The 26716-nt window shown below is 63.5% G+C and carries 22 protein-coding genes and 1 tRNA gene; 8 read left to right on the plus strand and 15 right to left on the minus strand.

Going from position 1 to position 26716, the window contains the following annotated elements; all coding sequences use genetic code 11:
- Positions 1-21: 21 nt before the first annotated feature.
- Both purN and AC0V2Y_RS15905 read right to left on the minus strand, forming a co-directional pair.
- On the minus strand, positions 22-630 hold the full coding sequence (purN, locus tag AC0V2Y_RS15900) for a phosphoribosylglycinamide formyltransferase (RefSeq protein ID WP_475414727.1): 609 nt from the start codon (positions 628-630) through the stop codon (positions 22-24).
- A 156-nt stretch (positions 631-786) separates the two neighbouring features.
- Entirely contained in the window at positions 787-1185 is a 399-nt protein-coding gene (locus AC0V2Y_RS15905) for a barstar family protein (RefSeq protein WP_034747450.1), read from the minus strand.
- A 401-nt stretch (positions 1186-1586) separates the two neighbouring features.
- Between AC0V2Y_RS15905 and AC0V2Y_RS15910 the strand changes: the two genes are divergently transcribed.
- The 5 genes from AC0V2Y_RS15910 (at position 1587) to AC0V2Y_RS15930 (ending at position 5574) form a co-directional block, all read left to right on the plus strand.
- Positions 1587-2099 carry a glycine zipper 2TM domain-containing protein gene (locus AC0V2Y_RS15910; protein WP_034785134.1) on the plus strand — a complete coding sequence of 171 codons (513 nt, stop codon included), beginning with the start codon at positions 1587-1589 and terminating at the stop codon, positions 2097-2099.
- 235 nt (positions 2100-2334) lie between these two features.
- Positions 2335-3123 carry a class I SAM-dependent methyltransferase gene (locus AC0V2Y_RS15915; RefSeq protein ID WP_475414728.1) on the plus strand — a complete coding sequence of 263 codons (789 nt, stop codon included), beginning with the start codon at positions 2335-2337 and terminating at the stop codon, positions 3121-3123.
- A 47-nt stretch (positions 3124-3170) separates the two neighbouring features.
- Positions 3171-4928, plus strand: a complete 1758-nt coding sequence (locus AC0V2Y_RS15920) for a GspE/PulE family protein (RefSeq protein WP_475414729.1) — start codon at positions 3171-3173, stop codon at positions 4926-4928.
- A gap of 68 nt (positions 4929-4996) precedes the next feature.
- Positions 4997-5072: transfer RNA gene (locus AC0V2Y_RS15925), tRNA-Lys, on the plus strand.
- A 103-nt stretch (positions 5073-5175) separates the two neighbouring features.
- Positions 5176-5574: a hypothetical protein gene (locus AC0V2Y_RS15930; protein WP_475414730.1), complete on the plus strand. Its 399-nt coding sequence runs from the start codon at positions 5176-5178 to the stop codon at positions 5572-5574.
- Between the two features lies 1 nt (position 5575).
- Here AC0V2Y_RS15930 and AC0V2Y_RS15935 read toward each other — a convergent pair whose 3' ends face one another.
- Together AC0V2Y_RS15935 and AC0V2Y_RS15940 are read right to left on the minus strand one after the other, a co-directional pair.
- On the minus strand, positions 5576-6079 hold the full coding sequence (locus AC0V2Y_RS15935; protein WP_475414731.1) for a hypothetical protein: 504 nt from the start codon (positions 6077-6079) through the stop codon (positions 5576-5578).
- A gap of 3 nt (positions 6080-6082) precedes the next feature.
- A complete protein-coding gene (locus AC0V2Y_RS15940; RefSeq protein WP_475414732.1) occupies positions 6083-7129 on the minus strand; it encodes a lysozyme inhibitor LprI family protein in 1047 nt (348 codons plus the stop codon).
- Between the two features lie 174 nt (positions 7130-7303).
- On the opposite strand from AC0V2Y_RS15940, the gene AC0V2Y_RS15945 reads away from it, so the two are divergent.
- Positions 7304-9451, plus strand: a complete 2148-nt coding sequence (locus tag AC0V2Y_RS15945; RefSeq protein WP_475414733.1) for a prolyl oligopeptidase family serine peptidase — start codon at positions 7304-7306, stop codon at positions 9449-9451.
- Between the two features lie 58 nt (positions 9452-9509).
- Here the strand turns inward: AC0V2Y_RS15945 and AC0V2Y_RS15950 are convergent, their stop codons facing one another.
- The 5 genes from AC0V2Y_RS15950 to AC0V2Y_RS15970 form a co-directional block, all read right to left on the minus strand.
- Positions 9510-10802 carry an MFS transporter gene (locus AC0V2Y_RS15950; RefSeq protein WP_475414734.1) on the minus strand — a complete coding sequence of 431 codons (1293 nt, stop codon included), beginning with the start codon at positions 10800-10802 and terminating at the stop codon, positions 9510-9512.
- A gap of 155 nt (positions 10803-10957) precedes the next feature.
- Positions 10958-11689, minus strand: a complete 732-nt coding sequence (locus tag AC0V2Y_RS15955; RefSeq protein WP_475414735.1) for a BON domain-containing protein — start codon at positions 11687-11689, stop codon at positions 10958-10960.
- A 98-nt stretch (positions 11690-11787) separates the two neighbouring features.
- Positions 11788-12489 (minus strand): hypothetical protein, encoded by a 702-nt coding sequence (locus tag AC0V2Y_RS15960; RefSeq protein ID WP_475414736.1) that lies wholly within the window; start codon positions 12487-12489, stop codon positions 11788-11790.
- A 153-nt stretch (positions 12490-12642) separates the two neighbouring features.
- Positions 12643-14364 (minus strand): dipeptidyl-peptidase 3 family protein, encoded by a 1722-nt coding sequence (locus tag AC0V2Y_RS15965; RefSeq protein WP_475414737.1) that lies wholly within the window; start codon positions 14362-14364, stop codon positions 12643-12645.
- Between the two features lie 100 nt (positions 14365-14464).
- Positions 14465-15064: a short chain dehydrogenase gene (locus tag AC0V2Y_RS15970; protein ID WP_475414738.1), complete on the minus strand. Its 600-nt coding sequence runs from the start codon at positions 15062-15064 to the stop codon at positions 14465-14467.
- Between the two features lie 112 nt (positions 15065-15176).
- Here AC0V2Y_RS15970 and AC0V2Y_RS15975 point away from each other — a divergent pair, with 112 nt between their 5' ends.
- Positions 15177-16094, plus strand: a complete 918-nt coding sequence (locus tag AC0V2Y_RS15975) for a LysR family transcriptional regulator (RefSeq protein ID WP_475414739.1) — start codon at positions 15177-15179, stop codon at positions 16092-16094.
- Between the two features lie 166 nt (positions 16095-16260).
- On the opposite strand, the gene AC0V2Y_RS15980 is transcribed toward AC0V2Y_RS15975, so the two are convergent.
- From AC0V2Y_RS15980 to AC0V2Y_RS15990, 3 genes are read right to left on the minus strand one after another with little or no spacing between them, the layout of a single operon-like run.
- On the minus strand, positions 16261-17685 hold the full coding sequence (locus AC0V2Y_RS15980) for an efflux transporter outer membrane subunit (RefSeq protein WP_475414740.1): 1425 nt from the start codon (positions 17683-17685) through the stop codon (positions 16261-16263).
- A gap of 50 nt (positions 17686-17735) precedes the next feature.
- Positions 17736-19334 carry a DHA2 family efflux MFS transporter permease subunit gene (locus tag AC0V2Y_RS15985; protein ID WP_121670304.1) on the minus strand — a complete coding sequence of 533 codons (1599 nt, stop codon included), beginning with the start codon at positions 19332-19334 and terminating at the stop codon, positions 17736-17738.
- 6 nt (positions 19335-19340) lie between these two features.
- The gene (locus AC0V2Y_RS15990; protein ID WP_475414741.1) at positions 19341-20534 is read right to left on the minus strand and encodes an HlyD family secretion protein; all 1194 of its coding nucleotides are present in this window, start codon (positions 20532-20534) and stop codon (positions 19341-19343) included.
- A gap of 144 nt (positions 20535-20678) precedes the next feature.
- Here AC0V2Y_RS15990 and AC0V2Y_RS15995 point away from each other — a divergent pair, with 144 nt between their 5' ends.
- On the plus strand, positions 20679-21395 hold the full coding sequence (locus AC0V2Y_RS15995; RefSeq protein WP_475414742.1) for a TetR/AcrR family transcriptional regulator: 717 nt from the start codon (positions 20679-20681) through the stop codon (positions 21393-21395).
- Positions 21396-21418: 23 nt separating this feature from the next.
- Here the strand turns inward: AC0V2Y_RS15995 and AC0V2Y_RS16000 are convergent, their stop codons facing one another.
- The 3 genes from AC0V2Y_RS16000 to aceF form a co-directional block, all read right to left on the minus strand.
- Positions 21419-22588: a hypothetical protein gene (locus tag AC0V2Y_RS16000; protein WP_475414743.1), complete on the minus strand. Its 1170-nt coding sequence runs from the start codon at positions 22586-22588 to the stop codon at positions 21419-21421.
- Positions 22589-23200: 612 nt separating this feature from the next.
- Entirely contained in the window at positions 23201-24979 is a 1779-nt protein-coding gene (gene lpdA, locus AC0V2Y_RS16005; RefSeq protein ID WP_475414744.1) for a dihydrolipoyl dehydrogenase, read from the minus strand.
- Between the two features lie 10 nt (positions 24980-24989).
- On the minus strand, positions 24990-26651 hold the full coding sequence (gene aceF / locus AC0V2Y_RS16010) for a dihydrolipoyllysine-residue acetyltransferase (protein ID WP_475414745.1): 1662 nt from the start codon (positions 26649-26651) through the stop codon (positions 24990-24992).
- Positions 26652-26716 lie beyond the last annotated feature (65 nt).

A 26716-nucleotide genomic window follows, 5' to 3' on the forward strand; every position in this document is an offset into this window, starting at 1 on the left:
TGTTATTCTTCCTGTAATATTTTATTGAGGGTCCACGCGGACCTGGCCATGCTCGACTGACAGTTTATCGTCAATGAACAGGCGGATGGCGCGCGGGTAAAGCAGATGTTCCTGTACCAGCACGCGCGCCGATAAGCTGTCTTCTGTGTCGCCCGGCAAGACGGGGACTGTTACGCTCGCCACGGCCGGGCCATGATCGAGCTCGGCAGTCACGAAATGCACGGTCGCGCCGTGTTCCGTCACGCCCGCCTCGAGCGCCTGGCGGTGCGTCGCCATGCCCGGGAACAGCGGCAGCAGCGACGGGTGGATATTGAGCATGCGCCCCGCGTAATGCTCGACGAAGGGCGGCGTCAGGATGCGCATGAAACCGGCCAGCACGACCAGGTCGGGGGCGAAGCCGTCAATCACGGCTTGCAGCGCCGCATCGAACTGTTCGCGGCTGGCATAATCCTTGTTGGCAACGACTGCCGTCGCTATCCCATGTTGCGCGGCAAAAACCAGTCCCTGGGCATCGGCCCGGTTACTGATGACGGCGGCAATACGGGCTGGCCATTGCTCGGCTTGCGCCGCGCGCACGACCGCTTCCATGTTGCTGCCGCGTCCGGAAATGAGGATAACGATATTTTTCATAGCGCGCATTGTACCCGCTATGGCGATGCGAACCAAGAAAGGCCGCTATTATTGTTGCGGCGCAACATACCTGCCGGGCCGCCGCCGCAGCCGGATTGCGCCGCCCGACGAGGGCATAAAAGGCTGACTTGACGATGCCTCGACGTGAGTAGGCGCTTACTCGAACGAATAGAAGACGCGGAACGGGACTTTCTTCTCGGCCCAGTAGTCGGCCGCGTCGCGGAACACGTCGAGCAGGATCTCGCGCGCTTCCTTGTCAAATTTTTGCGTATTTGGCAATTGCTCGAGCACCACCAGGAAGCCCGTCTGCGTGCCCGCCTTGAACATGGTGTCCGTCAGGCACAGGCGCAGGGCATCGAAATTCTTCGCCAGGTTCTTCGGAAACAGGAAGGCTTCCGCAATAATGCCGATGACTTGTTGTTTGGTCTGTCCAGCGTTGCAATGCGCATATAAAAAGTGCTGCCCGAGACGGATCGCCTCGTCTTGTAATTCGGTCACGCGAAAGGCACGGATGGACTGGACAAGGTTGGGCGGCACGGTTAGTAACAAACTCATTTTTCCCTCAAATCGACCTGTTATGTATGGATTTTTTCTAGCTGCTCTTCTTATTGCATCCCCGCACGCGGGTCAATGCGCACGCGGTGATTCGATCTGTATCAACTTTTATGCGATTCAGTGCGATTTTATATAAGCCATACGCGTATTAGGGTAACGTGTTGTCCTGCATGAATCAACCCGAATATGATGTCAAACGCAAGATTTGTTACAAACCGCTGGTTTCAAGTCACTTCAACATCTTGTATCGATTGAAAGTGCATGTTACAGACTGTGGGGCAAGGGGCTTGGGCTGTTACATTTTGTTGCCATGCGAAACACTTGCCCGGGCCTGGCGGGATTACTATAGTCCCAAGTTGTAAAAAATACCCTGAAAGATTCTCTAGATAACGAGGTTACAAATGAACTTGCAAGCCAAATTGATGATGTCAGCCCTTTGTATCGGTGCATTGCCACTCGCCCAGGCCGCCGACTTTGAAGATTTCGGCAAGGTCGTGCGCGTCGTGCCGCAAGTGGAACAAATCAACCGTCCACGCCAGGAATGCCGTACGGAATACGTGCAAGTGCAGGCACCGCCGCAACAGCGCAGCGCTGGCGGCTCCATCGTCGGCGGTATCGCCGGCGCCTTGCTCGGTAGCCAGGTCGGTGGCGGCAATGGCCGCACGGCCGCCGCCGCCGCCGGCGCGATTGCCGGCGCGGTCGTCGGCGACCGTGTCGACAATCAGAACAATTACCAGGGCGGCATGCAGGAACAAGCCGTCAAGCAATGCCGCCAGGTCGACCACTGGGAATCGCGCAACAATGGCTACCAGGTCACCTACGACTACCGCGGCCGTAACTATACGAGCATCATGTCCTACGATCCGGGCGAGCGCATCCGTCTGCGCGTCTCGATTGAACCAGCACAGCAGTAACGCTTGACATAAGCTGCTGCGCGTCGGCATAGGCGGCCTGCGATGCTCACCGGCTCGGCGCCCCCGTACTAAACACGGTTGCGCTTCTCGGCCACCTTTGCCTTCCGCTCGCGACGCTTCTGTCAGGCGTTCTTACTCAGTATGAAAATGCCGGCCCCATGTCGTTCTCATGGGGCCGGCATTTTTTATGGCGCTCCGGCACGGGCTATAATGCGGCACACTTTCAGGCCGCCTTATGCTTATCAAACGAAAATCCATCGAACAAGTCGAATCCTCGCGCCCTGCGCGCAAGCCCCGCTACGCCCCTGTCACCCTGTCGGAAATGGATGGCGTGCGCTATCTGCATTTCGGCACGGAATGGGTGCAGGGCGCCATGCGCATCCGCAAGCCGGACTGGCCGGAGCTCGAATACGCGCAGCAGATGATGGCGTGGATGTTGTGGATCGAGCAACCGCAGCGCCTCGCCCAGCTGGGCCTGGGCACGGCCGCGCTGACCAAGTTCTGCTGCCGCCAGTTCCCGCAGGCACAGGTCGAGGCCATCGAACTGAACCCGTCCGTCATCACCATCTGCGCCTCGATGTTCAAGCTGCCTCCCAACGACGAGCGCCTGCACGTGCGCGAGATGGACGCGCTCGACTACGTCAACGATGAAGCCAACCACGGCACCCTGGACGCCCTGCAGGTGGACCTGTACGACGCCACGGCGCGCGGTCCCGTGCTCGACAGCGCCGATTTCTATGCCGCCTGCTGCGCCTGCCTGGCGCCGCACGGCATCATGACGGTCAACCTGTTTGGCGACCATCCCAGCTACGCAAAGAACATCAAGGCGATGAAGTTTGCGTTTGCGCAGGTGATCTGCCTGCCGGAAGTCCATGATGGGAACGTGGTGGCTATCGCGTTCAAGACGAAAGTGGCGCTCGATGCCGACGCGCAAGCCGCCCTGCTGGAACGGGCCAAGCAGATCGTCGCCGAGACCAAGCTGCCCGCCAAGACCTGGGTCAAAGGCATCGCCAGCACCCTGTAAGCGCCGGCATTCCCAGGCAAGGCCGGCAGCCATGAAAGGCGCCGGCCATGCCCGCTTCACCGCCATCTTCTCCCGACACGCCGCTGCAACTGCCGCAACTGCTGGCCTGGCTGCAGGAAGACGGCTTGCTCGACGCGGCGCAAGCGGCCGCCATCGCCACCCAGGCCGCCCTGCTGCCCGCGCCCGCCTTGCATCCGCTGTGCGGCATCGCCCACGGCGCACTCACGCTCGACACCCTGTGCGCCTGGCTGGCGCAACGCGCAAGCCTGCCGTATCTGCGCATCGATCCCCTGCACATCGATTTCAGCCAGGTGGCCGACGTCATGACGGCCGGCTATGCGGCCCGCTTCAACATCCTGCCCGTGGAAAGCACCGTGGAGCGCATCGTCATCGCCACGGCCCAGCCGTATGCGCTCGCTTGGCAGGCGCAGCTGGGCAACCTGGCGCCGCGCAAGCTGAGTCTGGTCATCGCCAACCCGCTGCACATCGCCGACGCCATCGCGCAATTTTTCAGCCTGGCCACTTCCGTCAAGGTGGCCCGGCAAGCATCCACGCAAGACCTGGCGCTGCGCCACAATTTCGAGCAGCTGGTGGAGCTGGGACGCAACAAGACCAGCCTCGACGCCAACGACCAGCACGTGGTGCGCATCGTCGACTGGCTGTGGCAATACGCATTCGCCCAGCGCGCGTCCGACATCCACCTGGAACCGAAGCGCGACGCGGGCCTCGTGCGCCTGCGCATCGACGGCCGCCTGCACCAGGCCTACCAGCTGCCGCCCGTGGTATTGCTGGCCATGACGGCGCGCATCAAGTTGCTAGGGCGCATGGACGTGGTGGAAAAGCGCCGCCCGCAGGATGGCCGCATCAAGACGCGCAATGCGCAGGGCCAGGAAGTCGAGCTGCGCCTGTCGACCTTGCCCACGGCCTTCGGCGAAAAGCTCGTCATGCGCATCTTCGACCCGGAAGTGGCCGTCAAGAGCCTGGCGGAGCTGGGCTTCCCGCCAGCGGACGCCGAACGCTGGCGCCAATTAACGGCGCGCACGCACGGCATCGTGCTGGTCACGGGCCCCACGGGCTCGGGCAAGACCAGCACCCTGTACAGCACCCTGAAGGCGCTGGCCGGCAGCGAAGTCAATGTGTGCACGGTGGAAGACCCCATCGAAATGGTCGAGCCGGCCTTCAACCAGATGCAGGTGCAAACCCAGGCCGGCATCGAACTGTCGTTTGCCGATGGCGTGCGGGCGCTGATGCGGCAAGATCCCGACATCATCATGGTCGGCGAGATCCGCGACCTGGCCACGGCCGAGATGGCCATCCAGGCGGCGCTGACGGGCCACCTGGTGCTGTCGACCCTGCACACCAATGACGCGCCCTCGGCCGTCATGCGCCTGCTGGAACTGGGCTTGCCCGCCTATCTGCTGGAAGCCTGCCTGATCGGCGTGCTGGCGCAGCGCCTGCTGCGCTGCCTGTGTCCGGCCTGCAAACAACCGGGCGCCGCCCCGGATGCCGCCGCATGGCAGCGCCTGACGGGCGGCCAGCTGGAACGGCCGCAGGCCATGTACCACCCCGTCGGCTGCGCCCTGTGCCGGCACAGCGGCTACCTGGGGCGCGCCGGCATTTATGAACTGCTGGGCGTGACGGAAACGTTCGGCCAGCTCATCAAGGCGGGCGCCGACCTGCACGCCTTGCGCCGCCAGAGCATCCTCGACGGCATGACGCCGCTGCGCATCGCCGGCGCCCGCAAGATCATCGATGGCACGACCAGCATCGACGAAGTACTGAAGCTCACGGCAGCCCTGCATTAGCGGGCCAGCACTTTCTCACAGGAATGCTTTGCATTCTTTTTCAACTGATATATAATGCGGCCTCTTTCGGGTCGTTAGCTCAGCTGGTAGAGCAGCGGACTTTTAATCCGTTGGTCGCAGGTTCGAATCCCGCACGGCCTACCACGAATGCGCAGTACTAAAAAGCCTATCCTCACGGATGGGCTTTTTGCGTTTCCGGCCCCGCGGTTATACTGGCGCTTCGTCTTGCCAGCCCAGAAAGAAACGCATGAAACTTGCCGCCGCCCTCCTCCTGGCCACCGCCTGCCTGTCCGCCCAGGCGCAGACGCCCATCGTGCTCGACGGCCAGTACAGCCTGCGCACGGACGAGATGAGCCTGGAAATCATCGGCAACCGCGTCTGTTTCGCGCCCGACAAGGCGCAGTGGGGGCGCTTGCCCCGCCCTGCCGCCACGCACGATGCGTGGTTTTGTTTCAGCAACGATGCCCAGGCGCGCCGGCTGCTGCGCGTGCCCGCGCGCCAGGCCGACAATTGCGGCTGGCAGGCGCGTGCGCGCATCATAATCGATACCTATCAACCCTACGTCGAGCAAGGCGACGGCAACGACATGGCGCGCCTGGCGTCGGTGGTCAAAGTGGCGCAGCCGAACGCCATCGCCTGCGAATGAATCAACCGAGTTCGTATTCCTGCAGATAGCGGGCGAACAAGTCACCATCGGCCAGCGGACACGCAAACCCGGCGCCCCAGTCGGCCAGCAACAGCTGCTCCTTCAAGGGCAACAGCAACAGTTGCGGCATGCCGTCGCTGCACCACAGGTCGCACACGATGCCCTGCTCGTCCAGGCCCGCAAACAATGTTTCCGTCTTGTCGCCGCCAAAGGCCAGCACGTTCCTGCATTCCACGCGGTAACTGCTGTAGCCCGTGTAGACGGCGTCATACGGCGGCAAGGCATGGTCCAGCGCCAGGCGCAGCTGCTCGGCCGTCAGGCCCAGCGCGCGCAATGGCGACGGCGGCGCCTCGGGCACGTACATGTCCGTCCAGCCGGCGCCGCTGCGGTGCGCATCGGCGAACGCCTGCTGCTCGCCCATCTGCGTCAGACAGTGCTGTAAATTATCCAGCGGCAGCAGTTCGATCATGCAGAAATCGTCTTCGTGATAATAGGCTTCCCGCATGCGTCAATTCTCCAGCAAGTCTTGCAGCTGCGCATTGCGTCGCGCCGTCAGCCAGCCGGCCCAGGTCTCGCTCGTCACGGACGGATAGCGCACGGCACCAAAATTCATCCAGGCATCGCGGTACGCGAGCCACAGGCGCTGGGTGGCGCGGATGCCATCCTTGCCCACGGCACCCGCATGGCTTTCCGCCGGCTTTTTCATCAGCTTGCCGTAGATGGCGTTGAGTTCCTTGTCGAGCGCCGCCACCTGTTCCTTGGACATGCTGGCCGGCAGCTTGCCCCCTTCGTATTCGCGCAAATCGTGCGCCAGCAGATCGAGCTCGGCCGTGCGGGCCGCGATGCTCTGGGCGGCCCGTGCCGTGCCGCTCAAGTCCGTTTCGTTAGCCGCGCGCGCATCGGCAAACTTGCTTGCCGCCGCCTGCAGTTTTTGCAGCGATGCTTGCGCCACGGCCGGCATGCTTGCGCTGACCTTGCCTGTCGCCTGTGCACGCACTCTTTGTTTCTGCCGCGCATCGATGGCGCTGCACACGCCCATCATGTAGCCGCTGGTGATGTCGTCGCACAAGTCGATCATGCCGCGCCCGCTGGCGTTAATCTGCTGCAAGTGTTCGATGCGGCCCTGCATCTCGGCAGGCGCCGCGTCGATGCTGCACGCATACTTGAGCGCCAGCAACGGGTCTTTCTGCACGCCCTGTCCATTCTGGTACAGCATCATCAGCACGGCGCTGTTCTGCGTGGCCATCGCGCAATGGCGCGCGGGACGCCAGTCGGCGGGCTTGGGCGAGGACATACTCTTGGTATCGTAATACAGGTCCGTCGCCTGGCATTGCTGCAGGGACGCCACTGCCGACGGCGCCGGCAGGTCGGCCGGCGGCGGCGCCGCATCCTTGACCTTCAGACAGCCCGCATACCAGGCCGTGCTTTCCGCCTGGCCCACGCCCATGGCGCTGGTGTTCGGGTACGGTGCGGTTGCAGCGGCAAAAACCGGGGCCGCCAGCAGGCAGCTCGCGCCCAGCAATGCCGTTTTCAATAAGGGTAGACAAATTTTCATGTTCTATCAGCGCCAGCGTGAATAAAGCGGCAAGTTTAACTGATCAGCCAGGCGGCACCCGCCCGATACGCGGCCATCGGGCCTGGTAAGTAACGGTTCATGGCCTTGGCAGCGGCCGAATCGATGGGCAATAATGTTGCCCGCTGTACTTTTTTCACTACCCGGACCACGCCCATGACCTCACCCCGTCTTCGCCGTTCCCTCGGCTCCCTGCTGATCGCAGCGGCCTGCGCCTCGCTGGCCCACGCCGCCGATACCAAGGCCACCACCTCAGTTGCCGCCACGCAAACGCAAGCCAGACACGCCATCACGCATGAAGACGTGTGGCTGATGAAACGGGTGGGCGCGCCCGTCGCCAGCCCGGACGGGCGCTGGGCCGTGTTTTCCGTGGTCGACAGCGCCTACGATAGCAAGGAGCAATGGTCGGATCTGTGGATCAAGTCGCTGCTTGATGACAGCCCCGCGCGCCGCCTGACGTATTCCAAGGGCGGCGAAAGCGCCGTGGCCTGGTCGCCGGACAGCCGCCAGCTGGTGTTTGTCGCCAAGCGCGACGGCGATGAAGCGGGACAGATTTACCGCCTCGACGTGGCCGCCGGCGGCGAAGCGCAACGCCTGACCTCGCTCACCCTGGGCGCGCGCATGCCGAAGTGGAGTCCGGACGGCAAGCAATTGCTGTTCATCAGCGACATCTATCCAGGCAACAAGACGGAAGCCGACGTCAAGCAAAGCGCGAAAGAGCGCAAGGAGCGCAAAGTCAGCGCCCGCTCGTATGAAACGACGGCACCGCGCTACTTCGACAAATGGCTGACGGACAAGCAGGTGCGCCTGTTCATCGTCGACGCGCAGCCGGAGTCGATGCCGCGCGACATCCTGTCGGGCACGCAACTGGTGGCGCTGCCGGGCTTTGGCGGCGGCCAGGGCGACGAGGGGCAATCCTTGGACGCCGTCTGGACGCCGGACGGCAAGGCCGTCGTCTTCAACGCGGCCAGCAACCGCGACGCGGCCCAGCGCGAAGCCGTCTATTCGCAGCTGTACTTGCTGCCCGTGGCCGGCGGCGAAGCGCAGCGTTTGACGCAGGACAAGCACAGCTACGGTTCCCTGAAATTTGCGGCCGATGGCAAGACCCTGTTTGCCTTGAGCGACGCGCAAACGCCCGGTAAAGTGTATGACGTGAAACGCCTGGCCAGCTTCGCCTGGCCGATGAGCACCCCTGCGCCGACCATCCTCACGGCCAAGCTGGACCGTTCGATTGCGCGCTTCGTCTTGCCAGACGGCGGCAAGCGCGTCATCTTCAGCTATGAACATGCGGGCCTGGAAAAGCTGTACTCGATCGACGCCAAAGGCGGCGAGGTGCGCGAAGAGCCGTCCTTGCCGACCGGCACCATCAATTCGCTGAACAGCGGCGGCAAGTCGCTCGTCGGCGTGTGGGAGTCGTCCATCAACCCGCCGGAAATCTATGCGTTCAACGGCAAGCAGCCGAAGCGGCTGACGGCCTTCAACACGGACAAAGCGGATAAAATCGACTGGCAGGCGCCCGAGCACTTCTGGTTCACGACGGCCGACGGCCGACGGATCCACAATATGCTCGTCAAGCCCGCCAACTTTGACCCGAACAAGAAATATCCGCTGTTTACCGTCATCCACGGCGGCGCCGCCAGCATGTGGCGCGACCAGTTCGTGCTGCGCTGGAACTATCACTTGCTGGCCAAGCCAGGCTATGTCGTGCTGCTGACCGACTACAAGGGTTCCACCGGCTATGGCGAGGAATTCTCGCGTTCGATCCAGTTCGACCCCTTGAAAGGTCCGGGCGATGAAGTCAACCAGGGCGTCGATGAAGCCATCAAGAAATATCCGTTTATCGACAGCACGAAACTGGCCGCCGGCGGCGCCAGCTATGGCGGCCACCTGGCCAACTGGCTGCAGGCAACCACCACGCGCTACAAGGCCATCGTCTCGCACGCGGGCGAAATGGACCTGATCATGCAGTGGGGCACCAGCGATGGCGGTTTCGGCCGTGAGACGAATGCGGGCGGCCCCGTCTGGTCGAACCTGCCCGTGTGGCGCGATCAAAGCCCCGTCATGCAAGCGGGCAACCACGAAAAAGGCACGGGGTTTACCACCCCCATCCTGATCACCGTCGGCGAGCTCGACTACCGCGTGCCGGCCAACAATGCGCTGATGAACTTTGCTGTCCAGCAACGCCTGAACGTGCCGGCGAAATTGCTGGTCTTCCCGGACGAAAACCACTGGATCTTGAAGGGCGAGAACAGCCGTTTCTTCTACAGCGAAGTCGAGGGCTGGCTCGCCAAATACCTCAAATAAATCCTGAAACGTTCTTGAAATGAAAAGCCAGGCTCCGCACATGCGGGCCTGGCTTTTTTCATGCAGGCTGGACGGCGGCCACGGCCGCCTTCTGCCGCTGGATCGCCAGCACCATTAACGCGGCGACGAGGCAGGCGGCGCCGGCCGCGAACAGGGCCGGATTGTAGGTCAGCATCAGGGTGCGGATGCGGCCCGCGCCGTACGCGGCCACGGCGGCGCCCAGCTGATGGCCCGCGAAGATCCAGCCGAACACCATGCCCGCCCGCTCCCGGCCGAATGTGGCGCCCACCAGTTTCACGGTCGGCGGCACGGTGGCGATCCAGTCCAGGCCGTAGAACATGGCGAACAGCGACAGGCCGTACAAGGTGAATTCCGAATACGGCAGCCAGAACAGGGACAGCCCGCGCAAACCGTAGTACCAGAACAGCAGTTTGCGGTTGTCATAGCGGTCCGACAGCCAGCCGGACAAGATCGTGCCGAACAGGTCGAAGGCGCCCATCATGGCCAGCACGGAGGCGGCCGGCACGGCGGACAGGCCCGAGTCGCCGCACAGCGAGATGAAGTGCGTCTGGATCAGTCCGTTGGTGCTGAGGCCGCAGATGAAGAAGGTGCCAAACAGTATCCAGAAGGTACGATTGGAAGCCACGCTGCGCAGGATCAGAAAAGGCGTGGCGAACGTCATGCTTGCCGCCGGCGCCGCCGCCAGGGGCGCGGCAGGGTCGGCGCCGTAAGGCCGCAAGGCCACGTCCTGCGGCCGGTTGCGCATGCACAGGAAGGCCAGCACGGCGACGAGCGCGCAGCTGGCAAACACGGGCATGACGGCCGTGCGCCAGCCGAAGTGCTCGATCAGCCAGGCGCCCACGGGCAGGAACAGCAACTGGCCCGTGGCCGAGCTGGCCGTCAGCACGCCCACCACCAGGCCACGGTGCGTCTCGAACCAGCGGTTGGCCACCACGGCGCTCAAGACCAGCGCCGTCATGCCCGAACCCAGCCCCAGCAGGATGCCCCACAGGGCCACCAGCTGCCAGAACTGCGTCATGCGCGTGGCCAGCAGCATGCCGGCCGCGATCAAGCCCAGGGCCACGCAGATGACATTGCGCAAGCCGAAGCGCTCCATCAGGATGGCGGCAAACGGCCCCATCAAACCGAACAGCACGAAACGCACGGCCAGGGCCGAGGAAATCTGCTCGGCATCCCAGCCGAACTCGCGGCTCAGCGGCTGCATCAGCGCGCCTGGCAAGCCCAGCGCGGCAGACGACGTCAGGGCCGTGAGGAAGGTGATGGCGACGATGACCCAGGCGAAGTGGATGCCGCGCCGCTCCAGCCAGCGCGAAAAGGGAAGAGAAAGCATGCTGTCCTCGTGAGAAAAAGTGGATGCCGATCACCACTCGCCGGCCAGATTTCCCATGTTATATTACGATCATAATTTATACAAGCAAAAAAATGGAGCCGCCCGCCCTCCGCATGCGGCTCCATTCCCTGTGTCGACGCTGGCACAAAGTGCGTTTACTTCACCTTCAAGCCATTCTTCACATCCGTCACGCCTTCCACGCTGCGGGCCAGGTCGGCGGCTTTCTTTACTTGCGCCTGGGAAGGCACGAAGCCGCTGAGCATGACGACGCCATTCACCGTTTCCACGTGCACGTCAAGCGCTTTCAAGTCGTTGTCCTTGACGAGGTCCGCCTTGATCTTGGTGGTGATGACGGAGTCGGACATGGCCGTCTTGGTGCTGCCGGCCGCATTGCGCGCCACGCAGGCGGCCTTGGCCGTCGCATCCATGGCGTCGCAATTTTCCTTCGTGGTCGCGGGCGGATTCTGCGCCACGTTGGTGCCGGCCTTGGCGCCCGTATTGGCGTCGGCCAGCGCGGCCGTCTTCGCCGCCTTGGCATCGTTCATGCACGTGGTTTTATCGGCGCCCGTGCGGTCGCCGCACTTGGCCTTGGCCAGGTCATACTCGGCATTGGCGACGTCCTTGCGGGCCTTGCTCAGCTCGCGCGGCGTGTTGCGGTATTGCGCCACGGCATCCGATTCGGCCTTGGCGCGCGCCACCTTGGCTTCTTCCACGCAGACTTTTTTCGCGTTGCCGCTGTGGCTGTCGCAGGCGGCCTTGGCCTGCTTATAGTCGGCCGTTGCCTTGTCCGTCAAGCTCTTGTACGAGCCATCCTGCGCATACGCGGGCGCGGCGGCAAGCAGGGCGCTGGCACTGGCGGCCAGCATGAGTGCGATCATTTTGTTCATGATGGTTCCTCTCTGGTTAGTTGATGCCCAGATTAGACCCCTGCCGCGCGCAAAGCTCCGTGCGACAGCACACGCTGACACGCCATTCAGGCAAAAACTCACTGTCCTTTGTCGCCGCTCAAGCCCTTCCGCCACAATACTTGCGCCTGTTCAAATGGTGAAGCGGCCCCATCAAATGCGCCTGCGCCATCGGCCAGCGCCAGCCAGCCTTGCGTGGCGTGGGAACTGCCTACACCGCCGCCCGCGGCTTCGCCAGCCGCGCGCACGCCGCGCATCCAGGCCAGCACGTCCTGGTACTGGCCGGGGTGGCGTCCATGCATCCAGGCCAGGGCGACCAGGTCCGCATAGGCCTCTTCGCGGCGCGTCTCGCGCAGCTCCTGCGCCAGCGCGGTCAACTTGCCCTGTTGCATGCTGCGCGGCTCGACAAAGCCGCGTGGCAAGGCGTGCCAGTCGCCCTGCGCATAGCGCCGGCAATGGCCGATTTCATGCGCCGTCATCGCTTCCAGCATCAGGCTGTGGCGCGTGGATGGCACGCCCTGCAAGACACTGTCCGCCTGCGCATTGCCGCGCAAGGACAGCACCAGCTTGCAGCGCCCCCCTTCGTAGCCCAGCGCCAGCGGCACGGCGCCGGGCGCATCCTGGGGCTGCACGATGATATCGACGGGCAAACCTTGCGCGCGCGCAAACGCGATGACGGGCTGGCCCGCCTGCAGCCAGCGGGTTTCCAGATCGGTCAGCACGGGACCAGCCACGGCGGGCAAAACGATGAGCAAGCTCATCAGCAAGAGCGGATTCAACATGGGATAGGCGGGAAGAAAAGAGGATTTACCACTGCAGAGTAAGCGGTGGATATATTTCCACAAGGAAAAACTGGCAACTTTTCGCAAATAAAGACGAAAAAAAACCGATGCGCAAGGCACCGGCTTTTCCGACTGATAATAATCAAGGTCAGCTTACTTCTTCGCCGCCTTGTCCAGCGCGCGGGCCGTGACGAATTCCGGACGGATATCGTTGGGCACGGCCTTCATCTTGTCGAGCGCCACCTGCACCTCAGGGCGGATGACCACGTACTTGCTCATCATCGCTTGCGCGCGCGCATAGTCGCCCGTCGCCTCGATGGTCAGGAATTCGCGGTCCAGGTCGATCACTGCCTGCTTGATCTTGCCGAAATCGACGCCGAACTTGCCGTCGCCCAGCGAGACGAAACCGCCCTTGTCGAGGATGTAATTCATCTGGATGGCCATGCCGCGCGCGTGCGAATCCGTCAGGCCGAAATGCAGCGTGCGGAAACCGGAGGCGAGGAAGGTGTTGTACAGCTTGCGCTCGGCCGCCTCGCCCTGGCCCAGGGTGTCGTTGAGCTGCCCCTTGTCCATCATGTAGCGCAGCGCGAACAGGCCCGTGATGTCCGCCTTGGCTTCTTCGATGGTGGAATAGGCTTCCTTCAAGTCCTGGCGCGGCGTCGATGGCTTGCCGTCGACCACGGTGGCGTGCGGGCCCAGGCCGTGCATGATTTCATGCGCGAGGATGTGCGTGAAGAAAGAATTGAAATCGACGTCCTGCTGCGCCTCGGGCGTGAGCACCAGTTTCGAGATCGGCGTCAGGGTAGCCTTGAACTTGGCTTCCTGCACGTTCTTCAGCATCACGCGCTTCGAGCCGCGCGTGCTGATGATGCGCTCGTCATTGGGCAGATTGTAGGCGGCCGTCTGCACGGCCATGTTGCCGTCGCCGGCGCCATACACCTGGTTGACCACCACCATAGGTGCCAGCGCGCCCACTTTCGGGTTGCGGTACTGGGCGTCGAGCGGCAGGTTGTCTTCCAGCTCCTGCATGTGTTTGGCGAAGAAATTGAGCTTTTGCGTCTCGGCCTGGTCGCGGATGTTCACGTAGGCTTCGAACGCGGCCTTGTAGCCGAACAGTTCATCGTTGTACGTTTCATACGGGCCGATGGTGATGTCGACGGGCGAATCGAGGTCCATCCAGGCGAAGTCGGACGGTAAATAGTCGTTGTCGAGGAAAGCCTTGGCGCGCAGGGTCAGAAATTTCTTCAGGGAAGCATTGTCCGTGGCGGCCGCCGCTTCATCGAGCAATTTGGCCAGCTGTTTCAACTCCACCTTGTACTCGTCCGAATACTTGACGGTCTGGTATTTGCCGTCCTTGCCCGCGCGGATGGTCGTGAAAAACCATTGCGCCTGCTGCTTGTCGTCCGCCGGCAAGCCGTTCATCCACGTTTCCAGGCTGGCCTTGGTGGCGCCCTGCGGATAGAAATTGCCCGCTTCCGGCTTGTGCGCGGGAATGGCGATGCCCGCATAGCTGGCCGGCATGAACGAGGCGTGCGCGTCGAGCACCGACCATGGCCCCTTGTTGATCCAGAAATAATTCAGGCGGGCCTGGCCCAGGGCCGACTTGTCCTTCTTCAAAGCCGCCCACAGCGCTTCATTGCCGGACCAGCGCTGGCGCAGCTGCAGCACGTCGACCAGCTTGGCCGCTTCGACCAGCTTGGCGATGGCCTGGCGGTCGCCCGCGGACAGGTGGGTGACGTCGGCCGTCAGCGCGACGGGTGCGTAGCGGGCGCTCATGGCCGTCAGTTGTTGCGCGGTGGCCGGGGTCGCTGGCGTTGCGGCGCAGGCGCTGCCGACGGCGGCAGCCATCAGCAGGGGAATCAGGAGTTTTTTCATGGAGGTCTCGGTTGGATTTTTCTCAGGCGCGGATGGCGCGCTACCGCTTTCTTGCTCAGCCTGCGATTGTCCCACCTGCCCCCATGGCATGGCAAGCGGCTTACCAGACCTTGTACACCTGCCCAGTCTGCGCCCCTTCCACGCTGCGGCTGTAGGCCAGGGCCACGCGGCTGGCGGCGGCCGGCTCGAAGCCGTAGAAGAAGGGACCGTACGACTCCAGCGATTCGGCCAGCACCGTGGGGCTGACGACATTGATGCGCACGCCCCGCTGCAACTCGATGGCGGCGCCCCTTACAAAACCTTCCACGGCCGCGTTGGTCATGCTGGCGGCCGTGCCGAAGCGGATCGGCTGCTCGGCCACGATGCCGCTGGTCAAGGTAATCGAACCGCCGTCGTTCAGGTATTCCTGCGCCACCAGCGCCACATTGACCTGACCCATCAGCTTGCTTTCCAGACCCACCTGAAATTGCTCTGGAGTAAATTCAGCCAGGGGACCGAAATGCAGCTTGCCGGCCGTCACGACGACGGCATCGACCTTGCCGATGCGCTTGAACAGGGCGCGCACTTGCGCGATGTCGCCCATGTCGGCCTGGTGCGTGCCGCTGCGGCTGCCCACTTCGATGATTTCATGGCGTGGCGCCAGTTGGGCGGCGACGGCCGTGCCGATGGTGCCGCTGGCGCCGATGATGACGATTTTCATGCTGCTTCCTTGTGTGGGTTGAACGATGGAGCCAGTATGCGCCGCTTATAAAAAGGAATAAATACGCTAGAATTTACAAGATTACTAATCTATAGTTTGCAATCGGGATGCCATGGATAAATTGCGCAGCATGGAGATTTTTGTCGCCGTCGTCGATGCGGGCAGTTTCACGGCTGCCGCCGAGACGTTCCAGATTTCGCCCGTGATGGTGGGCAAGCACATCAAATACCTGGAAGAGCGGCTGGGCGCGCGGCTGCTGGCGCGCACCACGCGGCGGCAAAGCCTGACGGAAATCGGCCAGCAGTATGCGGAACAGTGCCGCCAGATCCTGGCCAGCATCCATGCGGCCGAACGGGGCGCGGAAGCCATGCGCGCAGCGCCGCGCGGCAAGCTGAAAATCACGGCGCCCGTGTCCTTCGGCAGCGAGTGCATCGCGCCGCTGATGGCCGACTACCTCGATGCGTATCCGGAAGTGAGCCTGGAACTGAACCTGAACGACAGGACGGTGGACCTGGTGGAAGAAGGGTTCGATGCGGCCATCCGCATCGGCAAGCTGGAAGATTCCGCCATGGTGGCGCGCGTGCTGCGGCCGTATGCGATGGTGATCTGCGCCGCGCCCGCATATCTGGCAAAGCACGGCACGCCGCGCACGCCGGCCGACCTGGCGCGCCACGAATGCCTGGACTTCATGCAATGGACGCGCCACGTGCGCTGGCGCCTGGCCAGGAGCGGCGACGACGATGGCAGCCCCGTGCGCGAGAGCCGCTTCCGCTCGAACAATGGTCAGGCGCTGCGCGTGGCGGCCCTGCACGGCTTCGGCATCGTCATGCAGGCGGAGATCCTGATGGCCGGCGATATCGCCGCCGGCAGGCTGGTGCCGCTGCTGGCCGGCTACGTGCCGGCGCCCCGCCCCATGCACCTCGTGTATGCGCGCGACCGCCAGCCCACGCCGAAGCTGACGACCTTCATCGATTTTCTGCTGGAACGCTACGGGCCGGCGGCGACACCGCCACCGGCCACGCTCACGTAACTAGTTGGATAGCCTTGTCATTTGTTGCTCATGGTTGACCTTGCGACACCGGAAAAAACCGTAGCGAGCGGCAGTGATTTGTGGCCGAGAAGCGCAACCGTACTTTTGCACGGTGAGCATCGCCGGCCGCAAAGCGCGACGCGCAGTAGGTTTTATCTGGTGTCCGTCAATGCTGCCAGCCGGCACCGAGCGAACGGGCCACGGCGACCGTCGCCAGCAGGCGCTGGGTCTTGATCTGCGCGGCGGCGCGGTCCGCTGCCAGCGAGCTGCGCTGGGCATCTGTGACGTCGAGGTAGGTCGAGATGCCGCGCTCGTAGCGCGTGCGCGCCACCAGGTAGGCGCGCGCCGCCGCTGCCTGCGACAGGGCCTGGGCGTCGCCCTGCAACTGGCGCTGCTCCACGTCGGACAACGCGTCTTCCACTTCGCGCAAGGCCGTCAGCAGCTTCGTTTCATGGTTCGCCACGGCTTCCGCATAGCGCGCCTTGGACAGATCCAGATTGGCCTGGTTGCGGCCGCCGTCGAAGATCGGCAGGGACAGGGCCAGCGGACCAAAGCTGAACTGGCGCGAACCGCCCTGCGCCAGGTCGCGCAGCTTTTCCGAGGCGTAGCCGAAATTGCCCGTCAATTGCAGCGACGGGTAAAACGCGCCTTCGGCCACGCCCACTTGCGCGTTTGCCGCGCGCAGGCCCGCTACGCTGGAGACCAGGTCCGGACGGTGCGCCAGCAGGCTGGCGGGCAAGCCGACGGGAATGGCGGGCGGCAGCGGCAAGATGGACGGATCGGCCGCCACCGGCAATTGCAGCGCCGACGGCGGCTTGCCCGTCAGGGTAGCCAGGCTGTTTTCCAGCTGGTTGCGCTGGCGCTTGACCTCATGCAGGTCGGCCTGCGCGTTCGACAGTTCGACTTTCGCGCGCGCCAGGTCCAGCTCATTCGTCAGCCCTGCATTGAAGCGCGCCTCAACCAGCTGCGCCGACTCGCGGCGGGTGTCCAGCGCGCCATTCAGGATCGCCATTTCCGCGTCGAGTCCACGCAGCTGCCAGTAATTGCTGGCCACTTGCGACGACAGCATCAGCAGCACGCCGTCGCGGTCGGCCTGCGCCGCCAGCGCCTGCGCATCCGCCGCTTCGACCAGGCGTTTCACGCGGCCCAGCAGGTCGACTTCATACGACAGCGAGCCGCCCACGGAGAAGTTATTGCCGCTGATCGAGCGGTTGCCCAGGGCCAGGCCCTGCGAGGTGTTGGCCGAGGTGCGCGAGTTCGAGATGCCCGTGCTGACATTCACGCTCGGGCCCTGGTTGGCGCGCGCCGTGCCGCTTTGCGCCAGCGCCTGCAGCAGGCGCTCGCCGGCCGCTTTTACACTGGGATTGTCCTGCAGCGCGCTCTGTTCGAGGCGGTTCAGGGTGGCGTCGCCATAGATGCTCCACCACTCCTTGGGCAGCTGCGCGGCATCCGCGGCGGCCGCGCCGTGGCGGAAGGTGCCGGTGCCGGCCAGGTTTGCCGGGGCGGTGAAATCCTGGCCCACGGTGCCGCAGGCGGACAGCGCCACGGCAAGGGAAGCGGCCAGCGCGATTTTCGTCAATACTGTTTGCATGATGATTACCTTCTTGTTCTTGAGGTGCTGCACGTGCGGACTGTGCGCGGTCAATGACCGCCACCACCGCCACCGGGAGCTTTAAGTTTGTCGGCCAGCCACAGGGGCACGATACAGGCCAGCAGGATGGCGCCGATCAGGAAGAAGCCATCGTTGTAGGCCATCACATACGCCTCGCGGCGCACGATGCCGTCGATCGCCTGCAAGGCCTGGTTGCCGGCCGTGACGGCGTCATAGCCCTTGGCCATGAACGACGACGTCAGCTGGTCGATGCGCAGCTGCGTGGCGCTGGAATACGCGTTGATCGCTTCGCCCAGGCGCTGCGAGTGGAAGTGTTCGCGGGTGCTCAGGGCCGTGGCCAGCAGGGCGATGCCGATCGAGCCGCCCAGGTTGCGCGTCATATTGAACAGGCTCGATGCGGACGGCATGTCCTTCGGCGCGATGCCCTTCATGGCGAAGTTCGACAGGGTCAGCATGACGAAGGGCTGGCCCAGCGCGCGCACGACCTGCGACCACAGCAGCTGGTCGTAGCCGGTAGACGCGTCCATGTAGGCATTCATCATGCACGAGCCGCCAAACAGCAAGAGACCGAACGAGCACAGGATGCGGTTGTCCACCACGGACGACAGCTTGGCCACAAACGGCATGATGAACAGCTGCGGCAAGCCCACCCACATGATGACTTCACCGATCTGCATCGGCGAATAGCCGGCGATCTGGCCCAGGAACAAGGGCAGCAAAAAGGCCGAGCCGTACAGGCCCATGCCCGTCACGGCCGACAGCACGGTGGCGACCAGGAAATTGCGCTGGCCGTACAGGCCAAGATTGACGAACGGTTCGGCGCGCGTGGCGCTGGTGACGACCCAGCCCAGGATGCCCACCAGGGCCAGCGCGGCGAAGGTGATGATGAAACCGGAGTCGAACCAGTCCTTGGAATTGCCCTCTTCCAGGAAGATGGTCAGGCAGCCCAGGCCCAGGGCCATGAAGAAGATGCCCAGCCAGTCGGCCTTCCAGAACATCTCGAGCTTCATCGGCTCCTTGTCCAGGCCATAGATCATGCCGGCGATCAGCAGCACGCCCGGCACCCAGTTGATGTAGAAGATCGAGGGCCAGCCATACAGTTCGGAGAGGTAGCCGCCCAGGGTCGGGCCCATGGCCGGCGCCAGGGTGGCCGTCAGGCCGAAGATGGCCATGCCGACGGCGCGCTTCGACGGCGGCAGCTTGAGCATCACCAGGGTGAACGCCATCGGTATCAGGGCGCCGCCCGTGAACCCCTGCAGCATACGGAAGACGATCATGCTTTCCAGGTTCCAGGCCGTGCCGCACAGGGTGGAGAACAGCAGGAAGAAGGCGGTGGTGCCGATCATGTAGGTACGCAGTCCGAACACGCGCGCCAGCAGCGCGGTGAGGGGAATGACGATGATTTCCGCCACCAGGTAGGCCGTGGAAATCCACGAGCCCTCTTCCTGGGTGGCCGACAGCGAGCCAAGGATATCCTTGAGCGAGGAATTGGTGATCTGGATGTCGAGCACCGCCATGAAGGCGCCCAGCATGCCGGCGGCGACCGCCAGCCAGGTGCGCCCGGAGACTTTCTCGTCGATCACGGGAAACGCCGGCGGCTTCGCCAGCGTGGTGGAGGGGCTGCTCATGGAAGCTTAGCGCGTGGTGGACTGGGCGGCGGGAGCGGCGGCGTGGCGCGCAGCCGGCTGCGTTTCAGGCTGGTTCACTTCCACTTCGGCGATCACCGACATGCCCGGCACCAGGCGGCCATTCATGGCCTTGATGTCTTCCGGCTGGAAGACGATTTTCACGGGCACGCGCTGGACGATCTTGGTGAAGTTGCCGGTGGCGTTATCGGCCGGCAGCAGGGCGAATTGCGCGCCCGAGGCAGGCGCGAAGCTGTCCACGGTACCCACCAGTTTCTTGCCCGGCATGGCGTCGATGGTCACGTGCACGCTCTGGCCGCGGTGCAGGTCGGCCAGTTGGGTTTCCTTGAAGTTGGCGGTGACCCAGACGTTGTCCTGCACGATGGCCGTCAATTGCTGGCCAGGTTGCACACGCATACCCGTTTCCACGTTGCGCTTGCCGATGCGGCCGGCGACGGGGGCCAGGATGCGGTTATATTGCAGCTGCTGTTCCGCGTCCTTCAATTGCACGCGCAGCACGGCCACCTGCGCCTTGGCCACGTCGCGCGCAGCTTGCGCCGCACCGATCTGCGATTTGGCGGCCGAGGCGCTGTCGCGGCGGGCGGCCAGGTCGGCCACGGCGCTCGAACGGGCCGCGTTGGCCGCATCGAGTTCCGCTTTCGAGACGGCTTTCATCTGGCTCGTGTACAGCTGGCCATAACGCTCCGCATCCTGTTTCGCGCGCAGCAATTGCGCATCGGCCTGCGCCACCTGCGCCTGGGCGGCGCTCGCTTGCGCCTGCACTTGCGCAATCTGCGCATCCGCCTGCAGCACCTGCTGCTCGGCGCTGGCGATCTGCGCGGCGATCTGCTCGGTCTTCACGCGCTGGTCGAAGGGATCGAGTTCGGCGATCACGTCGCCCTCTTTCACCATTTGATTGTCATCGATGAAGACCTTGGTGACGACGCCGGAAATGCGTGCCGACACGGGATGCACGTGGCCGGCCACGTAGGCGTTTTCCGTTTCCACGAAATAGTGGCTGCGGTACCACATGCGCGCGCCGGCGCCCAGCGCGACGAGGACGATCAGGCCGGCAATGATTTTCACGCGGTTGTTCGGTGGTGCGGAGCTGGCGGCAGCGGCGGGCGTGGAAGGTGCGGCGGGGGCCGCGGGTGGGACGGCGCTCAGCACCTTGTGCTCTGCGTGGCCTGGCTGGTTGGACATACTCGCTCCGGAAATGAAATGATATAGGTTCATTATTGGGCAAAGAAAAGCCAAAGTCAAGAAATGAAACGATTGCATTTCATTTTAATTTGCACTACAGTGTGAGCCATCACTTACCTTCCACCTTATAAAGAGACCCAGACCATGTCCGATCCCGGCCTCAACGATACCTTGCCTACCGATAAAGAATCCGCCGCCGCCCAGGAGCTTTCCTGCTGCGGCAAGCCGGCCGGCCGCCCGCGCGCGGCCGACATGGAAGCGCGCATGGAAAACCTGCTGCACACGGCCGGCTGCCTGTTTCTGGAAAAAGGATATGGGAAGGTCAGCCTGGAAATGATCGCCCGCGAAGCCCACGTGGCCGTGCGCACGATTTATGTGAAATTTGGCGGCAAGTCGGGCTTGTTCAATGCCGTGGTGGAATTACGCCGCGCCGCCTACTTCTCGACCATGCCGGCGCTGGAAACGGATATGCGGCCCCTGCCCGCCATTTTGAGCGAGTTCGGTCTGCTGTTCGTGCAACTGGTCACCATGCCGGCGGCGATCCGCCTGAATCGCATGGTCGTGGCCGAAGCGGCCACGCACCCGGAACTGGCGGAAACGTTTTACAAAGTGGGACCGGGACAGACGCGCGAGATGCTGACCAAGTTTTTCAGCCGTCCCGACATCGCGCCCCTGTTTCGCGCGGAACTGACGCCCTCCATGCTGGCGCTGCACCTGCTCAATTGCCTGCTGGGCGACCAGATGTCGCGCCTGCTGTTTCCGCCGCCAGCCCAACCCGATGTGGCGCAATTGCGCGCCAAGGTGGCGGTCAGTCTCGACCTGTTCCTGCACGGCACCCTGCGCCAGCCGCTGGCGGACTGACGCGGGACGGCTGGCCGCGGAAATCAGCCAGGACGGCTGCAGTCTTCCGGCAGCGCCGCTTCAGTCCGTTCATCGTTCAAGCCCAGCGCGCGCAGGAAAGGCTGGGCCGCCGACGCGCCATCAACGCCCAGTGCCGACTCGCTTCCATCGTAGCGGTCAGGACCATAACGCATCAGGTCAAACGAGGTTTCAAAGCGCTGCGCCAGGAAATACGTGCGGAAGTAATCGAAGGAAAACGCCACCTGGCCATCGGCCCGCAGCAGCAAGCCATGCGCATACAGCGGCGCCAGCCAATCGCCGGCCGCCATGTTCCAGCCCTTCACGCCGCAATAGTCGCTGGCAAAGCGCTCCAGTTCCGCCTCGTTGAGGAACACGCTCTTGGCTTCGAACATCACGAACGCCAGCTCGATCAGGAATTCACGCGCATCGGCAGCGACGCCGGCGTCCTCGCGCGGCTGCGCGCCCGCCTTGCCCAGCAAGCCATCGAAATAAGCGCGCTCGCCTGCCAGTTGCGGCAGCAAGGTGGCAAACACATACTCGGCATCCATCTGCCCCGTGTCCTGGCCATTCGGCGTGTACAGCACCGACAGGGCGAAGTTCTTGCTCACGTCGTCGAACTCGCGCAGGGATACCTTCCACTGCGTGCCGGCCCTGCCGCCATCGGCCTCGCCCGTGCCGAATTCAAGCACCGCATACGCCGCCATCTGGCCCTGTGCGCCGTACAGGCTGCCGGGATTGCTCTTGAACAGGATGCTTAGCGACTTCATCAGCGAACTGGCGTCGCCCGTATGCTGGTGGCCATGGAACACGGCGTGGATATTCTTGTAGCGCGCGCGCTGCTCGGCACTGGCGTGCTCATCGGCGGAGAAAAAGCTGAAGCCGGCATTGCCCAGCGTGGCGGCCGCGACACCCTGCTGGCGGCTGCCCGGCACCAGGTAGAAACGCGCGCCGGGCAAGCTGGCCGCCTGCAGCAAGGGCCGCAGGAAGTATTCGTAGACGTACACGGGCGTCGTGCCGGCACAGGCGTCCGGCGCCACCAGCTGCCCTGTGAAGAAAATCGCATCGATCCGCTTGCCCGCCGCCAGGATAGCGGCCACGTCCTGGTACAAGGCATGCAGCATCACGGCTTGCTCTTGCTCGTCGGCCCGGCGCAAACGGACGTCGGCAATATGAAGGGCGGTAAATTTTTTCATCGTTGCAAAACTTTCTTAGAGCCTATCCCAGTAGGGAGCGTCTTCTGCCGGCAGTTCATCAGGAGCGCGGACAAGGCATGGGGAGGACGCGAGGCGAGCCACGCGACGACTCCCCGCTTCCGAGGGGCGCCAGCAGGGGATGTATGCATCGACTGGGGCAGGCGCTTGGTACAGCGGAACTTGACCGACTCCCACGCTGGCAACATTCCTGCAAAAATCACACGTTTCTATTGAAGCGAAAGCAGAACACGGTGACAGACCTCCATTCTGCCACTTTTTCCACACGGCAATACTCACCAATTTTCACATGGGGCCGATGCGCCACGTTTTACCACGCTGCAGGTCAAGGGAAATAAAAAAACCCGCAATCGCTTGCGGGTTTCGAGTATGGACAGCTACAACATCAACGCTTGCGCGGCGGCGGCAAGTCCGTGCACACGCCCCTCGTACACTTCGGCGGCCATACCGATCGACTCGCCCAGGGTCGGGTGCGGGTGGATGGTCTTGCCGATGTCGGTGCCGTCGCCCCACCCCTTAATGGCCAGCGCGACTACGCTGCGGTTAAAAAAACCCGCAATCGCTTGCGGGTTTCGAGTATGGACAGCTACAACATCAACGCTTGCGCGGTGGCGGCAAGTCCGTGCACACGCCCTCGTACACTTCGGCAGCCATACCGATCGACTCGCCCAGGGTCGGGTGCGGGTGGATGGTCTTGCCGATGTCGGTGCCGTCGCAGCCCATTTCGATGGCCAGCGCGATTTCGCCGATCATGTCGCCCGCATGCGTGCCGACGATGGTGCCGCCGATGATGCGGTGGGTTTCCGCGTCGAACAGCAGCTTGGTGAAGCCTTCGGCGCGGCCATTGGCCACGGCGCGGCCCGAGGCGGCCCACGGGAAGTGGCCCTTCTCGACCTTGATGCCCTTGGCTTTCGCTTCGTCTTCCGTGATGCCGGCCCATGCCACTTCCGGGTCCGTGTAGGCGACCGACGGGATCACCTTGACGTCGAAGTGCGACTTCTGGCCGGCAGCCGCTTCCGCGGCCACGTGGGCTTCATGCACAGCCTTGTGCGCCAGCATCGGCTGGCCCACCAGGTCGCCGATGGCGAAGATGTTCGGCACGTTGGTGCGCATCTGGCTGTCGACGTTGATGAAGCCGCGGTCCGTCACTTGCACGCCGGCCTTGTCGGCCGCCAGCTTCTTGCCGTTCGGGCTGCGGCCCACGGCGACGAGCACCAGGTCGTAGACTTGCGGAGCCGGTGCCGTGGCGCCCGCTTCGGCCGCCTCGAACGTGACCTTGATGCCTTCCGGCAGCGCCTCGACAGCCACCGTCTTAGTCTTGGTCATGATGTTGTCGAAGCGCTTCTCGTTGAACTTCTGCCATACCTTGACGGCGTCGCGGTCCGCGCCCTGCATCAGGCCATCCATCATTTCGACCACGTCGATGCGCGCGCCGAAGGTCGAATAGACGGTCGCCATTTCCAGGCCGATGATGCCGCCGCCGATGACCAGCATGCGTTTCGGGATCTGGCGCAATTCCAGCGCGCCCGTCGAATCGACGATGCGCGGGTCTTCCGGCACGAAGGGCAGCTTCACCACGGACGAACCGGCGGCGATGATGGCTTGCTTGAACTGCACGACCTTTTTAGAACCGTCGCCTGCCGTCACTTCGATGTGATTCGCGGAGAGGAACTGGCCCACGCCCGTGACGACTTGCGTCTTGCGCGCCTTGGCCATGCCGGCCAGGCCGCCCGTCATGTTCGAGATCACGCCTTCCTTGTACTTGCGTACCTGGTCGATGTCGATGGTCGGCTTGGCAAACGTCACGCCCGTGTTGGACATGTGCGCCGTTTCGTCGATCACGGACGCCACGTGCAGCAGCGCCTTGGACGGGATGCAGCCCACGTTCAGGCACACGCCGCCCAGGGTGGCGTAGCGCTCGACGATGACGGTGCTCAGCCCCAGGTCGGCCGCGCGGAACGCTGCCGAATAGCCGCCAGGACCGCCGCCCAATACCATCATGTCGACGTCGATGTCGACCTGGCCGCTGTAATTGCCGGCCGGGATGGCGGCGGCAGGTGCAGAAGCCGCAGCGACTGCCGGAGCGGCTGCGGCAGGCGCAGGAACGGCCGCCTGTGCGGCAGCAGCCGCGCCTTCAACCGCTTCCACCACCAGCAGCGCGCTGCCTTCGGCGATCTTGTCGCCGACCTTGACCTTGACTTCCTTGACGACGCCGGCGTGGGTCGATGGAATCTCCATGCTGGCCTTGTCCGATTCGACCGTGATCAGGGACTGGTCCACCTTGATGGTGTCGCCCACCTTGACCATCAGTTCGATGACTTCGACTTCCTTGAAATCGCCGATATTCGGTACTTTTACCTCTACTGTGCTCATCAATCGCTCCTTACAGCAGAATTTTGCGCATGTCGGCCAGGACTTCGCCGAGGTACACGGAGAATCGCGCGCCCATCGCGCCATCGACCACGCGGTGGTCGTAGGACAGCGAAGTGCCCATCATCAGGCGTGGCTGGAAGGCCTTGCCATCCCATACCGGCTTGATCGAGGCTTTCGACAGACCCAGGATCGCCACTTCCGGCGCATTGACGATAGGCGTGAAGTGCGTGCCGCCGATGCCGCCCAGGGACGAGATCGTGAAGCTGGCGCCCTGCATGTCGGCCGGTTTCAGCTTGCCTTCGCGCGCCTGCAGCGACAATTCCGTCATTTCGCGGGCGATCTGCGAGACCGACTTCTGGTCCGCGCCCTTGATCACGGGTACCACCAGGCCGTTCGGCGTGTCGGCCGCGAAGCCGATGTTGTAGTACTGCTTGAGGATCAGGTTCTCGCCCTTGGCGTCGAGCGAGGCGTTAAACGCGGGGAATTTCTTCAGCGCGGCGACGGAGGCCTTGATGACGAAGGCCAGCATGGTCAGCTTGGCCGCATCCTTGTTCTTCGCATTGGCCGCGTTGGTGTCGACGCGGAACGCTTCCAGGTCCGTCACGTCCGCTTCGTCGAACTGCGTGACGTGCGGGATCATGACCCAGTTGCGGTGCAGGTTCGGGCCCGAGATTTTCTTGATGCGCGACAGCGGCAGCAATTCGGTCGTGCCGAATTTGCTGAAGTCCAGCGACGGCCATGGCAGCAGATCCAGACCCACGCCCGAACCGCCTTTGGCAGCGACTGGAGCATTTGGCGCGGCGACCGCGCCCGACATCACGCCCTTGACGAAGTTCTGCACGTCTTCCTGGGTGATGCGGCCCTTCGGACCGGAACCGCCGACCAGCGCCAGTTCCACGCCCAGTTCGCGCGCGAACTTGCGGATCGATGGCGACGCGTGCGCCAGCTTGCCGTTGACGGCAGGCGCGGCGGCTGGCGCGGCAGGAGCGGCAGCGGCGACCGGCGCCGAAGCGACGGCGGCGGCAGGTGCGGCGGCAGCTTGCGCGGCCGGTGCAGGCGCGGCGGCAGGAGCGGCAGCGCCACCGGTCGTTTCCACCACCAGCACCAGACTACCCTTGGCGACCTTGTCGCCGACCTTGACCTTCAATTCCTTGACGATACCGGCATGGCTCGATGGGATTTCCATGCTGGCCTTGTCCGATTCGACCGTCAGCAGCGACTGGTCGACCTTGATCGTGTCGCCGACCTTGACCATCAGTTCGATGACTTCGACTTCCTTGAAGTCGCCGATATCGGGCACGGTCACGTCGACCAGGGCCGGCGCGCCGGCAGGGGCGGCAGGCGCTGGCGCGGCCGCAGGAGCGGCGGCGGGGGAGGCTTCAGCGGCAGGCGCCGGGGCGGCAGCGGCGGCAGGCGCCGGGGCCGAGGCGTCGTCCGCCACTTCCAGCAGCAGGACCAGCGAACCTTCGGCGATCTTGTCGCCCACGTTGACTTTCAATTCCTTGACGACACCGGCGTGGCTCGATGGGATTTCCATGCTGGCCTTGTCCGATTCGACGGTGATGAGGGACTGGTCGACCTTGACCGTGTCGCCTGGCTTGACCATCAGTTCAATGATCTCGACTTCCTTGAAATCGCCGATATCCGGGACTTTGACTTCCACAATGCTCATAGCTTGCTCCGTTATTTTATTTGTCAGATGGACCCGCACACACGCCAGGGCGGCGCTTTCGCACC

It is taken from the genome of Janthinobacterium sp. BHSEK (assembly GCF_056174685.1).

Coding starts and splice junctions, on each gene's coding strand:
- purN (WP_475414727.1), bottom strand. CDS start 630: ATGAAAAATATCGTTATCCTCATTTCCGGACGCGGCAGCAACATGGAA.
- AC0V2Y_RS15905 (WP_034747450.1), bottom strand. CDS start 1,185: ATGAGTTTGTTACTAACCGTGCCGCCCAACCTTGTCCAGTCCATCCGT.
- AC0V2Y_RS15910 (WP_034785134.1), top strand. CDS start 1,587: ATGAACTTGCAAGCCAAATTGATGATGTCAGCCCTTTGTATCGGTGCA.
- AC0V2Y_RS15915 (WP_475414728.1), top strand. CDS start 2,335: ATGCTTATCAAACGAAAATCCATCGAACAAGTCGAATCCTCGCGCCCT.
- AC0V2Y_RS15920 (WP_475414729.1), top strand. CDS start 3,171: ATGCCCGCTTCACCGCCATCTTCTCCCGACACGCCGCTGCAACTGCCG.
- AC0V2Y_RS15930 (WP_475414730.1), top strand. CDS start 5,176: ATGAAACTTGCCGCCGCCCTCCTCCTGGCCACCGCCTGCCTGTCCGCC.
- AC0V2Y_RS15935 (WP_475414731.1), bottom strand. CDS start 6,079: ATGCGGGAAGCCTATTATCACGAAGACGATTTCTGCATGATCGAACTG.
- AC0V2Y_RS15940 (WP_475414732.1), bottom strand. CDS start 7,129: ATGAAAATTTGTCTACCCTTATTGAAAACGGCATTGCTGGGCGCGAGC.
- AC0V2Y_RS15945 (WP_475414733.1), top strand. CDS start 7,304: ATGACCTCACCCCGTCTTCGCCGTTCCCTCGGCTCCCTGCTGATCGCA.
- AC0V2Y_RS15950 (WP_475414734.1), bottom strand. CDS start 10,802: ATGCTTTCTCTTCCCTTTTCGCGCTGGCTGGAGCGGCGCGGCATCCAC.
- AC0V2Y_RS15955 (WP_475414735.1), bottom strand. CDS start 11,689: ATGAACAAAATGATCGCACTCATGCTGGCCGCCAGTGCCAGCGCCCTG.
- AC0V2Y_RS15960 (WP_475414736.1), bottom strand. CDS start 12,489: ATGTTGAATCCGCTCTTGCTGATGAGCTTGCTCATCGTTTTGCCCGCC.
- AC0V2Y_RS15965 (WP_475414737.1), bottom strand. CDS start 14,364: ATGAAAAAACTCCTGATTCCCCTGCTGATGGCTGCCGCCGTCGGCAGC.
- AC0V2Y_RS15970 (WP_475414738.1), bottom strand. CDS start 15,064: ATGAAAATCGTCATCATCGGCGCCAGCGGCACCATCGGCACGGCCGTC.
- AC0V2Y_RS15975 (WP_475414739.1), top strand. CDS start 15,177: ATGGATAAATTGCGCAGCATGGAGATTTTTGTCGCCGTCGTCGATGCG.
- AC0V2Y_RS15980 (WP_475414740.1), bottom strand. CDS start 17,685: ATGCAAACAGTATTGACGAAAATCGCGCTGGCCGCTTCCCTTGCCGTG.
- AC0V2Y_RS15985 (WP_121670304.1), bottom strand. CDS start 19,334: ATGAGCAGCCCCTCCACCACGCTGGCGAAGCCGCCGGCGTTTCCCGTG.
- AC0V2Y_RS15990 (WP_475414741.1), bottom strand. CDS start 20,534: ATGTCCAACCAGCCAGGCCACGCAGAGCACAAGGTGCTGAGCGCCGTC.
- AC0V2Y_RS15995 (WP_475414742.1), top strand. CDS start 20,679: ATGTCCGATCCCGGCCTCAACGATACCTTGCCTACCGATAAAGAATCC.
- AC0V2Y_RS16000 (WP_475414743.1), bottom strand. CDS start 22,588: ATGAAAAAATTTACCGCCCTTCATATTGCCGACGTCCGTTTGCGCCGG.
- lpdA (WP_475414744.1), bottom strand. CDS start 24,979: ATGAGCACAGTAGAGGTAAAAGTACCGAATATCGGCGATTTCAAGGAA.
- aceF (WP_475414745.1), bottom strand. CDS start 26,651: ATGAGCATTGTGGAAGTCAAAGTCCCGGATATCGGCGATTTCAAGGAA.